This window comes from Kineosporia sp. NBRC 101731 (assembly GCF_030269305.1).
GTDB lineage: Bacteria > Actinomycetota > Actinomycetes > Actinomycetales > Kineosporiaceae > Kineosporia.
The window spans coordinates 295217-308240 of the sequence record NZ_BSTC01000002.1 but is presented as its reverse complement, the minus strand read 5'-3'; the positions used below and the strand labels follow the sequence as shown (position 1 = coordinate 308240).

General features: G+C 69.8%; 10 protein-coding genes. 4 read left to right on the top strand and 6 right to left on the bottom strand.

What is annotated here, in order from left to right; all coding sequences use genetic code 11:
- Positions 1-5: 5 nt before the first annotated feature.
- The 6 genes from QSK05_RS08620 to QSK05_RS08595 all read right to left on the bottom strand — a co-directional run bounded on the left by QSK05_RS08620 (position 6) and on the right by QSK05_RS08595 (position 5581).
- Positions 6-941: a transketolase family protein gene (locus QSK05_RS08620; protein ID WP_285595777.1), complete on the bottom strand. Its 936-nt coding sequence runs from the start codon at positions 939-941 to the stop codon at positions 6-8.
- The gene (locus QSK05_RS08615; RefSeq protein WP_285595775.1) at positions 938-1780 is read right to left on the bottom strand and encodes a transketolase; all 843 of its coding nucleotides are present in this window, start codon (positions 1778-1780) and stop codon (positions 938-940) included. Before QSK05_RS08615 ends, QSK05_RS08620 begins: the two co-directional genes overlap by 4 nt.
- Positions 1777-3072 (bottom strand): DegT/DnrJ/EryC1/StrS family aminotransferase, encoded by a 1296-nt coding sequence (locus QSK05_RS08610; protein WP_285595774.1) that lies wholly within the window; start codon positions 3070-3072, stop codon positions 1777-1779. Before QSK05_RS08610 ends, QSK05_RS08615 begins: the two co-directional genes overlap by 4 nt.
- 43 nt (positions 3073-3115) lie before the next feature.
- A complete protein-coding gene (locus QSK05_RS08605) occupies positions 3116-4168 on the bottom strand; it encodes a BtrH N-terminal domain-containing protein (RefSeq protein ID WP_285595772.1) in 1053 nt (350 codons plus the stop codon).
- Positions 4165-4743: a beta-sandwich domain-containing protein gene (locus QSK05_RS08600; protein ID WP_285595770.1), complete on the bottom strand. Its 579-nt coding sequence runs from the start codon at positions 4741-4743 to the stop codon at positions 4165-4167. The genes QSK05_RS08605 and QSK05_RS08600 overlap by 4 nt, the downstream gene beginning before the upstream one ends.
- 106 nt (positions 4744-4849) lie before the next feature.
- A complete protein-coding gene (locus tag QSK05_RS08595; protein WP_285595768.1) occupies positions 4850-5581 on the bottom strand; it encodes a sulfotransferase-like domain-containing protein in 732 nt (243 codons plus the stop codon).
- Between the two features lie 228 nt (positions 5582-5809).
- On the opposite strand from QSK05_RS08595, the gene QSK05_RS08590 reads away from it, so the two are divergent.
- The 4 genes from QSK05_RS08590 to QSK05_RS08575 are packed head-to-tail and all read left to right on the top strand — an operon-like array spanning position 5810 to position 13023.
- Complete coding sequence (locus tag QSK05_RS08590) at positions 5810-6688, top strand: RimK family alpha-L-glutamate ligase (protein ID WP_285595766.1); 879 nt, start codon at positions 5810-5812, stop codon at positions 6686-6688.
- Positions 6685-7809 (top strand): M20/M25/M40 family metallo-hydrolase, encoded by a 1125-nt coding sequence (locus QSK05_RS08585; protein ID WP_285595764.1) that lies wholly within the window; start codon positions 6685-6687, stop codon positions 7807-7809. The genes QSK05_RS08590 and QSK05_RS08585 overlap by 4 nt, the downstream gene beginning before the upstream one ends.
- Positions 7806-11867 (top strand): non-ribosomal peptide synthetase, encoded by a 4062-nt coding sequence (locus QSK05_RS08580; protein ID WP_285595761.1) that lies wholly within the window; start codon positions 7806-7808, stop codon positions 11865-11867. Before QSK05_RS08585 ends, QSK05_RS08580 begins: the two co-directional genes overlap by 4 nt.
- Positions 11868-11877: 10 nt before the next feature.
- On the top strand, positions 11878-13023 hold the full coding sequence (locus QSK05_RS08575) for an acyl-CoA dehydrogenase family protein (RefSeq protein ID WP_285595759.1): 1146 nt from the start codon (positions 11878-11880) through the stop codon (positions 13021-13023).
- Position 13024 lies beyond the last annotated feature (1 nt).

The following is a 13024-nucleotide window of genomic DNA, read 5'->3' as shown; positions in this document are numbered from 1 at the left end:
CTCCTTCAGCAGTGGGCAGCATCGAGGGCGGACCGGACCTTGCTGACGACGCGTTCCGCGGTCAGGCCGTAGTGGGAGACCAGATGTCTCTGGTCGCCGACGACGTCGACGAACTGGTCCGGCAGGCCCAGCCGCAGCACCTTCCGGGGCACCGACTCCGCCAGTACCTCGGTCACCGCGCCGCCGAGACCTCCGCTGCGCCAATGCTCTTCCACCGTGACGACGAGTCGCGCCGGTCGCGCCGCGGCCACCAGCGTGGCCGCGTCGAACGGCCGCAGGGTGTGCATGTTCAGCACCCTGGCCCCGATGCCCTGCCCGGCCAGGAGATCGGCCGCTTCGAGACAGGCGAGAACCGGGTACGGCCCGCAGCACACGAGAACCACGTCGTCGCCCTCGCGCAGGGTCTGCGCCCGGCCGATGACCGGGGGCGGTGCGGGCGGCAGGAGCGGTGTCGGTTTGCGGTCCAGCCGGATGTACATCGGGCCGGCCACATCCATGCTCTGCCGGACGAACTCCTCGGTGGCGGCGGCATCGGCCGGCACCACCACGGTCATGCCCGGCAGGATCCGCATCAGGGCGAGATCCTCCAGGGCCTGATGGGTCGGGCCGAGGTGCCCGGCCGACAGACCACCGTGGGTGGCCATGATGCGCACCGGTAGCTGGTTGTACGCGATATCGATCTTGATGGCTTCGAGGGCCCGGGACACCGCGAAGGTAGCCATCGTGTTGACGAACGGGACCCGCCCGCTCGCAGCCATCCCGGCGCCCACGCCCATCAGGGTGTGCTCGGCGATGCCGAGGTTCAGGTACTGCTCACCGGCCGCCGCGGCGTGCTCGGCCCGGAACAACCCGGTGTCCGTGTCCAGGCAGATCAGCTCGGGGTGCTGCTCCAGCAGCGTGAACAACGTGTCCCGGTACGCCTCCCGGCTCGCTGTGCTCATCCGTCCACCTCCCCGGCCCGCAGTGCACGGATCGCCCGGGCGTGATGGCGCGCCGACAGCGTCACGTAGTGGCTGCTGCTGTGGCCGGCCAGGAACGGCAGGCCCTGGCCCTTGACCGTGCGCGCGATCAGCACGCTCGGGCGGCCCGGTTCCCACGGCGCCTCGTCCAGATGCTCGGCCAGCTCGACCGGGTCGTGTCCGTCGACGTCGCGCACCGACCAGCCGAAACTGCGCCAGCGCTCGGCCAGCGGCTCCATCGGGGCAATACCTTCGGTGGAGCCGGTCAACTGCAGGCCGTTGCGGTCCACCACAGCCACCAGCCGGTCCAGACGCTGGGCCGCCGCCACGATCGCGGCCTCCCAGACCGAGCCCTCCTGGAGTTCGCCGTCACCGAGCAGGACGAAACTGCGCGAGCGGCGGCCGGCGTATCGCGCGGCCAGAGCGAAGCCGCAGGCCAGAGCCAGCCCGTGCCCGAGCGAGCCGGTCGGCAGCTCCACCCCCGGCACCGCCCGCACGGGATGACCCATCAGCCGGCTGCCCGGCCGGCCGTACCCGGCGAGCTCCTCGACCGGGATGAACCCCCGCTCGGCGAGCGTCGCGTAGAGACCGATCGCAGCATGGCCCTTGCTGAGCAGGAACCGGTCGCGATCCGGGTCGTCCGGTCGTTGCGGATCGACGTTCATCACCGAGAAGTACAGGGCGGCAAGCACATCGGCACTGGAGAAGGCGCCCCCGAGATGGCCGCCCTCCGGTCCCGCGCACATGTCGACGACGTGCGAGCGGATGCGCGCGGCCACCGAGTACAGGGTCGAGGTCTCCGGGGACTGGATGATCGTCATGACGCCGCACCCGCGAGTGTGGCCACCGCGTCGCGGTTCTCCCACACCTTCTCGAAGGCGTCCGCGTAGAGTCCGAGCAGGTCTCCCGACCCCGGGTGCAGGTGCCGCTTCTGAATGGTCAGGGAGTCGGCGATCACCGCGCGGGTCACCGGATACCCCTCTCCCGCAATTGTTCCCGTCGCTCCGGTGACCGACCAGGGATAGCCCGAGCCGAAACCGAGACGTTCGACGAACACCTTCTGGTCGGGTAGCGGCATGAGCTGGTACTGCGACATCGGCACGCCCTCGGCACGCAGCAGCCGTCGCAGGGCCGAGCGCAGTGCCTGCGGTCGCGTGCCGTCCAGGCCGAACGCGGCCGGATCGAACCGGAAGCGCAGAATGTGCCAGGCATGGGTGGTGTCCGGCAATGCGGTCGGCACCTGAATCCCCGGCAGTCGCGAGAGCCGGGCGAGGAAACCGCCGATGTTCTGCTGCCGGGCCCGCTCGTACCCCTCGAACCGGGTCAGCTGGGACTGGGTGAACGCGGCCTGCAGCGCGTTCATCTTGTAGTTCCAGCCCAGGTTGTAGGAGATGTAGTCGCGTTCGCGTCCGCTCTCGATGACCTCGCCGAACTGCCGTCCCTTGCGCACCGCCTCGGCCAGTTCGGCGCTGCGGGTCACCACCAGCCCGCCCTCACCACAGGTCGGGATGTTCTTGCTGACCTGGAGACTGAACGTGCCCAGATCGCCGATCCCGCCGACGGGGCGCCCGCGGTGCGTCGCGCCGGGGGCCTGGGCGGCGTCCTCCACCACCGCGAGGCCGTGCCGGGTCGCGATCTCGTTGATCCGGTCCATGTCGGCGGGGGCTCCGTGCAGGTGCACGGGGATGATCGCCCTGGTCCGGGGCGTGATCCGGCGTTCGATGTCGTCCGGGTCGATGGTGAAGGTGACCGGATCGACGTCGGCGAACACCGGAACCGCCATCTGGTGCAACGGGGCGAGCCCGGTGGCGATGAAGGTGAGTGCGGGCACGATCACCTCGTCACCGGGGCCGATACCGAGCGCGGCCAGGGCCAGGGCCAGGGCCGCGGTGCCGTTGGACACCGCGACGCAGTGCTCGAACCCGAACTGACGGGCCCAGCTCTCCTCCAGGTCCGACACCGGGTTCACCCCGTCGGTGTCAGACACCAGCCGCGCACCGTCGAGCGCGCCGAGGACGGCCTTGCGGTCGTCGTCCTCCACCAGGGGCCACTCGACCCGGCGACGGTGCTTCGGCACGGCGGCCGTACCGCCGAACACTGCCAGCTTGCTCATGGCTCTCTCCTCCGCTGGTCCACGCTGATCGGTCCGCTCGCGGTCAAAGTCGCGCCGCGCAGGCGCCCACGGCGTCGACCGCGCGCGCGTACGCCGAGCGCAGCACCGTGAGGTGATGTGCGATGTCCGACGAGACCGCCCGGGGATCGGCGAGCCCGTGGGCGCCGGTGAACCGCAGTCCGGTCCAGGCGTGGGCGACGGTCTCCACCGCGCGGCCCGCCCCGGCGAGGGCCGGGTCGTCCCACTCATGACCGCAGCGCCGGACCAGTTCACCGTGGAGTGATGCCTGCGCCTGCATGGCCCAGCCGAACGGGTAGAGCTCGCGCAGGGCGCCGGCGTCCCCGGCCCGGCAGCGGTCGAGCAGTTCCGCGGCGAACCGGTCGTAGCCGGTCAGCCCGGTCCGGCCGGGTCCGGCCGTGGTGAAGTGCTCGACGTCGATGCGCATGAAGCCGCCGAGCAGTTCGGGCGTCAGCGGTGCGGGTTCCGCGTCGAGACGGACGTCGAGACAGCGCCGCCCGATCTGGGAGTCGCTGAAGAAGGCGTCCTGGACGTCGCTCGGATTCGCGGAGCCCCAGCTGCGCAGGAATGCCTCGATCGGGACAGTGCCGCGGAACGCGGGGGGCATCGCGTCACAGACGTGCACCAGCCCACGGGTCTCGTCCAGTCCGTAGATGACGACCAGGTGGGCGGCGTGCACGTCGCCGTAGGCGGGCCGGAAGGGCAGGTGGTAGTTGTCCACGGCCGCGATCACCAGCCGGTCGTCGTTCAGGGAATCGCGTACCTCCCGCCAGGTGTCGTTCTCGTCGGCGGGTTGCCACCATCGGGCGTGAAGTTCGTGGTGCGGAGCCAGAGCGGCGCCGAGGTCGGGTTCGCGCGAGGCATCGGTGGGGCACGGGTAGTAGAACTCCTCGGACCGTACGTCGCCCGGCCGGTGCAGGAAACGCCAGCCCGAGCCGAGCACGGTCAGGGGGTCGGCCCCCGCCCGGGCCAGGACCGAGCCGAACGTGGACTGTAGGCAGCTGACGAGATCGCGGTACCACCACTGTGGTTCCGCGCCGGTGACCATGGACGTCCGGGTCGTCGCCTCGACCGTCATCTCAGTTTCTCCGTCCGTTGGAGGGTGACCGCGAAGATGTGCACGGCGACGTTGCGGGGCAGCAGGATGCTGGTCAGCGCGGCCCGCCGGGTGACCGGCACCCGCTGGGCCCACATCACCGCCGGGACACCGCGCTGCACGTGGTGCGGGTAGTGCATGACGAGGCTCTCGAACGCCTTGATCTCACCGAACCAGGCCGGTGCGGACCAGAAGTCGGAGACCCGCAGCGGTTCGGCGTCGACCGAGCCGTCGGCGAAGCGCAGGTCGACGGTCTCCTCACTGCGTCGTTCGGAGGCGGCCAGGACGTGGATCCAGTCGTAGCGACCTTCCGGGACGCGGATGGCCTGCCCGGAGCAGCGGATGTTGTCGGGACCGTCACCGACCCGCGGGAAGTCGAAGGGAATGCCGTCGACCTGAACCCGTTCCGGTCCGGACGGCAAATATTCGGCGGCAAAAGAATTTCCCCATACGTTGAACTCTCCGGCCCCGGTCCCGGTGGCCGTGGAGACGGCCGTGTTGTTGCGATGGCCGGAGATGTCGACCGGGTCGCACAGGCCTGATCTGGCTGAGGACATCGCTATGTCCATCGAATGATCCACCTCACTGAACGGTTATGGATGTGGCCGAACCTCGATCGCCGGAAAGAACATCCGGTGGCGGCATCGGGGATCCGGGACGGCGTCAGGTCGCCAGCGCGACGGCGCGCAGCTTCTCGTAGTACGGCCGGTGGTGATCGATGTAGGCCCGGAGTTTCGGGTTCTCGGTCATCTTCGGGGCGTCGGTAAGGGCCCGGCGCTCGAATCCGGAGGTCTGGCTGGTCGCCCGGTGCCACTTGCTGGTGGTCTGCCATTCCGACCGCATCCCCGGCCGCCAGGACAGTGCGTCGGCCAGGAAGGGGATGCCGACGGCCGAGCAGTACGCCTTCACCGTCTCGGTCGGCCGCTCGAGCAGATCGTCGGAATTGATGACGACGGGTGTGGTGCCGGTGGCTTCCTCTACAGCAGTGAAGATTTCGTGGAGACGGGCGAAGCCGATCTCGTCCTGCTCAAGGTTGGGGTTGAGTGCGTAGTGAGAGGCGATGGCCTCGGCCGGGTCACGGATGATGAAGGTGTGCGTCGCGCCCGCGAGGAAGTCCTGGTCGGCGAGCAGCGCCGGATAGTGGAAGTCCGTGGTGTCCTTGAAGAAGACCGGCCGGCGCCCGGCGCTGGACCGCAGTGCGGAGATCACCTCCTGCTCGGAGCGGGCGATCTGATCGCCGACCTCCACCTCGCCGAAATCGACCACCCGGGAGAAGGGTTCGTGCACGACCAGGCGATCGTCGCGCTCGGCCATCATCCGGGCGAACGCGGTCGAGCGGCTGCGTGGTGCGCTCCACAGAGCCAGCACCGAAGCCCACTCCGATGTGCGTCCCATCATGTTTCCCCTTGCCTCGGGTATCTCGGGCCGGCTCGGCGTGGCCGGAATACGACTTCCGCCAGACTGACACGGGGGCGAGCCGGAAACGGTAATCAGGACCGGCAGTCCGGAGCCCGGAAAGTCAGCGCGCTGCGTCGTTCGAACTGAATCTGGCGCGGACGTGGCCGATCCCGGAACGGCTTAGATTTTTGCCACCCAGAAGACCGGTCCTACTGCGGAGGTCACGTGTCAGCGACACCGGAGCACCTGGGCGAGCGCACGATAGCGGTGCTCGCCAGTAGGGTCGGTGCGGACGAGAAGCGATTGTTCGGCGCGTTCGAACGGCGCGGCGTCCCCTACGAGCACGTCGACACACGCCGGCAGTCCTTTGTGGCCGGGCGACGCGATCTGCCGTGGCGCCTGGTGCTGAACCGCGAGATCAGTCAGGTCCGGGCGGCGTACGCGGCCCACTGTCTCGCGGCGGCCGGTGCCGAGGTGGTCAACAGCGCCGCCGCCATCGAGGTGTGCGGCGACAAGTGGCGCTCCACCGTCAGCCTGCAGGCGGCGGGAGTGCCGATGCCGCGGACCGCGCTCGGCCTGACCCCCGAGGCCACGCTGGACGCCCTGGACGACATCAAGTACCCGGCGCTGATCAAACCGCTGGTCGGTTCGTGGGGCCGTCTGATCGTCCCGCTGCCCGACCGCGCCACCGCCGAGGCGGTGCTGGAATACGCGGCGGCACTGACCGGTCCGCAGTCGCACCTGGGTTACGTACAGGAACTGATCGACAAACCCGACCGGGACATCCGGGTGATCGTGGTCGGTGGCCGGGTGCTCGGTGCCGTCTACCGGACCGGAGAGTCGTTGCGTACCAACGTGGCTCTCGGTGGCCAGACCCAGGCGTGCGAGGTCACCGCGGACATCGCGCGGCTGGCTCTCGACGCCGCCGCCGCGGTCGGCGCCGACATCGCCGGGGTCGACCTGGTCGAGGACCGCGAGGGCCGGTTACTGGTGCTGGAGGTCAACCACCGGGTCGAGTTCAGCGGATTCCAGTCCGCGCACGGCGACCGGGTCGACGTCGCGGACGCCATTGTCGACCACCTACTGGAACGGGTACACCGATGAAACAGGCACTCACCGCGTGGGGCAACATCACCGAGACGTATGCCGCCGGGCTGCTGCGCGGGATGCTGGAGATTCCCTCCCCGTCCTATCAGGAACGCGATCAGGCCGCGTTCCTCGCCGCGGCCATGACGGATCTGGGCTTCCGTACGCACATCGATGACGTCGGCAACGTGATCGGCGTGATCGAGCGCGGGGACGGCCCGACCCTGATGCTGCTGGGGCACCTGGACACCGTTCCGGGCCCGGTCCCGGTCCGCTCGGAAGCGGGAAGGCTCTACGGCCGCGGCGCTGTGGACGCCAAAGGACCTCTCGCGGCGATGATCTGTGCTGCCGTCGGTGCGGTCAACTTCCGCGGTCGGCTCGTGGTGATCGGCGTGGTGGAGGAGGAGACCCCGCGCTCGCGTGGAGCCATGGCGATCCGGGCCACGCACGACCGGCCGGACGCGCTGATCATCGGCGAACCGAGCGGCTGGTCGAACGTGGTGCTCGGGTACAAGGGCAAGCTCGACCTGCGCTACACCGTCGCGTGCCCGGCCACGCACCCGAGCAACCCGGTGCCGAAGGCCTCCGAGCTGGCCGTCTCGTGCTGGGACACACTGGTCGACCTGCTCGGACCGGACTCCGGCCACGGCGTTTTCGACCGACCGGGTGCGACCCTGGTCGGGATCAACGCCGACCAGGTCACCGCGACGGCGGACCTCAGCGTCCGTACCCCACCCGGATTCGACGACACCGCCCTGGTCCGCACGCTCCGCGAGCGCCTTCCCGTAGGCGACCTCGAGGTGCTGAACTCGGTGGCCGCGCACCGGGTGGGGCGGGCCGACCCGGTGGTCCGGGCCCTGGTGACCGGTGCGCGCCGGCTGCACGTCAAACCCCGGCTCCTGGTGAAGACCGGCACCTCGGACATGAACACCCTGGCCGAGGTCTGGGACATCCCGATGGCGACCTACGGTCCGGGTGACAGCAGCCTGGACCACGCCGACGACGAGCACATCGTGCTCTCCGACTACTTCCGGGGCATCGACGTGCTGACCACCGCGATCGAGGAGCTGACCGACCTGCCCCGTCACAGGGCCGACCAGGTCATCGAGATGCTGCGACCGGCGGGAGTTCTCCGATGACCGACATGACCCAGCGCCTGGCGCTGCTGCCTGCCGGGCGGCGGGCGCGGTTCCTCTCCCGCCTGCGTGAGGGGGTGGAGACCGCGGCCCGGCGGGGCCCGGCGCCACGTGGTGACACCGGCCCGGTGCCCCTGAGTACACCGCAGGAGACGCTCCGGTTCCTGGACCAGCAGGCACCGCACGGTTCCGTCGCCGGGGCACCGCTGTGCCTGCGTCTGCGGGGAGATCTGGACGGGAACACCTTTCACCGGGCGCTGGCTGCGGTGGTGGCCCGGCACGACGCCCTGCGGACGGTCGTCGTGGAGCGTGAGGGCAGCCCTGCGCAGGTGATCGTGCCGGAAGTTCCCGTCGGGCTGTCCCGGGTGGAAGCGGAGGGCGAGGACGCCGATCAGCGACTGGGCGCGGCGCGGGCCCGGGTGCGGCGGCTGAGCGCGGAACCGTTCGACCTGAGCCGGGTTCCCGTGTGGCGGGCGGAGCTGATCCGGGTCGGCCCGGACGATCATCTCTTCGTTCTCGACCTGCCCGCCCTGGTGTGCGACGACCGTTCCCGCGATCTGCTGATCCGTGACCTCGCGGAGTCCTACCGGTCGATCCGCCAGGGCGGTCCGGTGCAGTTGCCCGATCTTCCCGTGCAGCACTCGGACTACGGGGTGTGGTGTCGGGAGCGTCTGCGCGCCACCGGCCCGGACCAGCTCGGCGGCTACTGGCGTGACCGGCTGGCCGGTGCCGAGACCCTCGAGTTCCCGACCGATCGGCCCCGGGGCGAGTCCCGGACCTTCGCCGGTGAGCGCCGACGTTTCGCCGTCGGGCACGAGGGCCTGGAGCGCGGGGGGCAACTGGCCCGGGAGACCGGCGCTCGTCTCCCCGACGTCCTGACCGCCGCGTTCCTGGTTCTGCTGCAACGCTACTGCGGCCAGGACGACCTGGTGATCGGATCGCCGTACACCGACCGCCGGCACGAGGCCATGGCCGCGGTGGTCGGATGTCTCACCGATCTGAGAGTGCTGCGGGCCGACCTGTCCGGCGACCCGGTCTTCCGTGAGCTGATCCACCGGGTCGTCCAGGTGCGGTCAGAGGCGGAGCAGTGGACGGGGTTGTCTCTCGGATCGCTGGTCGAGGCGAGCGACCCGGCCCCCGACCCGTCCCGCTCGCCGGTCTTCCAGATCGTTTTCGGCATCGAGGAAGCCTCGCCGGCCCTTGATTTTCCGCAGATCGTCGCCTCACCCGAACCCGTCCGGACCGGTACCTCGAGGTTCGACATGAGCTGGTCCGTCATCGTGCCCGACGCGGCGGGCGCCGATGCCGAGCTGCACATCGACTTCAGCACCGACCTCTTCGACGTGGAGAGCATGGCCCGGTTCGCCCGGCACTACGACGGGTTGCTGCGGGCCCTGACCGCCACCCCGGACATCCCGCTGTCGGACATCGAGCTGCTGAGCCCGCAGGACCTGGACTTCCTGAGCGCGGCCGCCACCGGACCGGTCCGGCCGATCCGGGAGTCCACCGTCGTCGAGCAGTTCGAGGCCCGGGTCCGGGAGGCGCCGGACAGCGTGGCCGTCGTGGCCGCGGGCATCCACCTGAGCTACGCCGAACTCGATGCCCGGGCGAACCGGCTCGCGGCCCTGCTGCGGGAGCGCGGCGCCCGGCCCGGGGCGAGGATCGGTCTCTGCCTGCGCCGGGACACCGACCTGCCGACGGCCGTCCTCGCCGTGCTCAAGACCGGGGCGGCGTACGTCCCGCTCGACCCCTCGCACCCACCAGCACGGGTTGCGGACGTTGCCTCCGATGCAGGACTTCTTGCTGTGATCGCGCACAGCGGGGCCGGTGCCGCGGTGAGCGGGGTCGACGCACCCGTGGTGGTGCTGGACGAGGTCGGCGCAGAGCTGGACCTGATGCCCGCACACGACCCGCCCCTCGCGGCGGGACCCGGCGATGTCGCCTACGTCATCTACACCTCCGGCAGCACCGGAAAGCCGAAGGGCGTTCTGCTGGAGCACCGGGGCGTGGTCAGTTTCATCGATTCCTGCCGTGACCTGTTCGTCCTGACCCCGCAGGACCGGGTGCTCGGGTTCGCCTCGGCGACCTTCGACGTATCGGTGTTCGAGATGTTCTCCGCGCTGCTGACCGGAGCCCGTCTGTACCTGGCGACCGACGACGAACGGCTGTCCGTCGACCGGCTCCAGGCCCTGATGGAGCAGGCCGGTATCACCGTCATCGACCTGCCCCCGACCGTGATGCCCTTGCTGGCGCCGGAGACGTTCGACCGGCTGCGGATCGCGTTCGTCGGGGGTGAGGCGTTCAGTGGTGAGCTGGTGAACCGGTGGAACCCGGGCCGACGGCTGTTCAACGGTTACGGGCCGACCGAGTGCACCGTGACGATGATCGTGCAGGAGTGTTCCGGCACCTGGGACACCCAGCCGCCGATCGGGCTGCCGATGGCCAACCACGTGGCGCACGTGCTCGACCGTGACCTGCGGCCGGTGCCGGTCGGGGTGCCGGGCGAACTGGTCATCGGTGGTGCCGGTCTGGCACGGGGCTACCTGGACCGGGACGAGCTGACGTCGGAGAAGTTCATCATCGATCCCTTCGGCACCGCGCCCGGTGGTCGTCTGTACCGCACCGGCGACCTGGTGAAGAGGCTTCCCGACGGGAGGCTGAGTTTTCTCGGCCGCCTGGACCAGCAGGTCAAGATCCGTGGACTGCGGATCGAGCTGGGGGAGGTGGAGTCGGCGCTGACCGGCTTCGACGGGGTCGAGACGGTGAGCGTACGGGCCTGGACCGACGAGAACGGCTCCCAGCACCTGGTCGGTTTCCTGACCGGGATCACCCAGGAGCAGGTGCCACAGGTGCGCCAGTACCTCGGTGCCCGTCTGCCGTCGTACATGATCCCTTCGTATTTCGTCCTTCTCGAGGAATTACCGCTCACCGGCAGCGGCAAGGTCGACTGGCGTCGCCTGCCCGCACCTGACGTGGACCGTCAGGGCGGGGAACCGGAAGACGACTCGCTCACCCCGACCCAGCGGTCCCTGCTGCAGGAAGTGCTCGCCCCCCTCCTGCGGGGTGCGCGGCTCGGTGCGCGGGACGACTTCTTCCTGGCCGGTGGCAACAGCCTCCAGGCCGTCCAGCTGATGTCGGCGATCCGGCGCCGGTACGGGGTGGAGATCGCGTTGAGCGACTTCTTCGCCTCGCCCACCGTCGTGCACCTGGCCGCCACCATCGACGCGGCCCGGGAACGACCACGCGACCACAGCGATCCGCTCAGCACCCTGGAGAACCTGCGCGGCGCCGGGGCGACAGACCCCGAACCCCTGGTCCTGCGTGCCTCCGGCCCGTCCCAGGTCACCCTGCTGCATCCCTCCGGCGGCGAACTGTTCTGCTACGTACCCCTGGTCAGAGCGTTGCGCGAGGACATCGGGGTACAGGGGTTCGTGGCCGATCCGGCCGACGCGGCGATCGATCCCGATGACGCCCTGGTGGTGACGGCCGGACGGATCGCCCGGTCCCTGATCGCGCACGGTCTGCCGGAGTCCCACTGCCTGGCCGGCTGGTCGTACGGCGGGGTGCTCGCGTTCGAGGTGGCCCGGCAGATCGAACGGGACACCGGGCAGCGACCGCCGGTGGTCCTGCTGGATGCCGCCTACGACGAGGACAGCGTTCGCCTCGACGAGGAGATCATGCGGCAGCGCTTCGTGCACGATGTCGCCCGGCTGGCCGGGCGGGCCGCACCGCAGGCCCCCGAACTGGGCTCCCTCGGGGTCGGGCAGGCGCTGAAGAACCTGGGTGTCGAGACCGAATTCACCGAGTCGGAGCTGGACTCCCGGTTCCAGATCTTCCGGTCCTGCGCCCTGGCCATGCAGGAGTACCGGCCGCCGGCCCCCTACGGCGGACCGGTCACGGTGCTCACCGCTTCACCCGATCCCGCCCGGCAGGAGCAGTGGCGGGCCGTATGTACCGGGCCCTTCCTGGCCCAGGGCGTTCCGGCCGACCATTACACCCTTTTCGCAGAGCCGGCGTTGAGCCGGGTGGCCGCGGCGATCGAAGAGACGCTCACCTCCTGAGGAGACGCAGATGCGGTTCGGATTCACCGATGACCAGGAAAACTTCCGGGCAGAAGTTCGAAAGATATTGCGATCGGACGAGATACGTACCGCGGCGGAAGAGGCCACCGGTGCGGACGGTGTCGAGCCGGACGGTCGTCCGCTCTACCGCCTGCTCGGGGAGCGAGGACTTCTGGCCGTGCACTGGCCGGCCGAGTTCGGCGGTTGCGACCGGGCCCTCACCGACGCGGCGATCCTCGCCGAGGAGCTGGTGCGGGCAGGAATCCCGGACACCCTGCACGTCAACACCATTCAGATCGTCGGTCAGTTCCTGCTGATGACCGGCAGTGACGAGCAGAAACGCCGGTACCTGCCCGCACTGGCCCGCGGTCACAGCTTTGCCTCGGTGCTCTACACCGAACCCGACGCCGGGTCCGATCTCGGCGCGCTGCGGACCGTGGCCGAGCCGGACGGCGACGGGTACCGGATCACCGGGACCAAGGTGTTCAGTCTCAAGACGCACCTGGTGGATCTCGGGCTCTGCGCGGCCCGTACCTCTCCTGGCTCCGGAAAATACCAGGGGATAAGTCTTTTCCTGGTCGATCTGAAGGCTCCCGGGGTGGCTCGATCGACCGTTGCCGGCATCGGTGACGAGCACTTCCACCGGGTCGACCTCGACTCGGTGTGGGTGCCGGGTGACGCCCTTCTCGGGCCCCGGGACGAGGGATGGGTCTTGCTCAACGATGCACTGGCGATCGAGCGTACCGGCCTCGACTACTACCTCAAGGCGGAGCGCTGGCTGGATCTGGCGCTGGAGACCCTGGTCGACCGCGGGGCCGACGACGCCCATCTCGAACAGGTCGGCCGCTGGCAGGGCGCCCTGGCCGCCGACCACGTCCTGGCCTGGGAGGTTCTCTCGAGGCTCGCGTCGGACGAGATGGACCCGGTCTCGGCGGCCGTGGCCAAGTACCACAGCAGCGAACTCGCCCAGGACATCGCGATCTGGGCCGCCGGTGTCCCCAGCCCGCAGCAACGGGCGGACCGCCACCGGACCGTCCTGGCCCTGGACTCGGCCTGTCGGGAGGCGCCCGGACTCACCCTGTCGGCGGGTACCTCCGAGGTGATGCTCCAGATCATGGCCACGGCGTTCGACTCCCTCGGATCGGAGAGGTACTGAC